Source organism: Lactobacillus sp. M0393, assembly GCF_016102025.1.
Lineage (GTDB): Bacteria > Bacillota > Bacilli > Lactobacillales > Lactobacillaceae > Lactobacillus > Lactobacillus melliventris.
Genome location: NZ_JACFPK010000021.1, coordinates 1 through 477, shown reverse-complemented (window position 1 = coordinate 477; position 477 = coordinate 1). Strand labels below are relative to the sequence as shown.

2 tRNA genes and 1 rRNA gene are annotated in these 477 nt (G+C 47.0%); all 3 read right to left on the bottom strand.

The window, feature by feature from the left end:
* Positions 1 to 107: 107 nt before the first annotated feature.
* Positions 108 to 180: transfer RNA gene (locus H3R29_RS09125), tRNA-Ala, on the bottom strand.
* Between the two features lie 41 nt (positions 181 to 221).
* Positions 222 to 295, bottom strand: a tRNA-Ile gene (locus H3R29_RS09120).
* Between the two features lie 128 nt (positions 296 to 423).
* Positions 424 to 477: ribosomal RNA gene (locus H3R29_RS09115) — 16S ribosomal RNA — on the bottom strand; the annotation flags it as partial.

Genomic DNA, 477 nt, shown 5'->3' with positions numbered 1-477 from the left:
TCTCGGTCGCTCTTTAGCAATCTGTTCTCTTTTGATTGTTTCTCGGTTTTTCTTGGATTATATTCAGTTTTCAATGTACTAACTCATTGGATCTGCGACAGATCCAATGGAGGCTAACGGGTTCGAACCGATGACCTCCTGCTTGCAAAGCAGGTGCTCTCCCAACTGAGCTAAGCCCCCAATGTCTTTTCTAGACACGCTGCTTTTCTTATACTTGCCTATGGGCCTAAATGGACTTGAACCATCGACCTCACGCTTATCAGGCGTGCGCTCTAACCAGCTGAGCTATAGGCCCGTACCTAGCGTATCTTTTCCTTTTTCTGAGGTACTACCCTCAAAACTAAACAATGTCTTCCCTACTCATGTGCTTTGCCGGACTTCTCTTAGTATTTCTACTCTCCGTCTCGGCTCCCTTTTCCTTAGAAAGGAGGTGATCCAGCCGCAGGTTCTCCTACGGCTACCTTGTTACGACTTCAC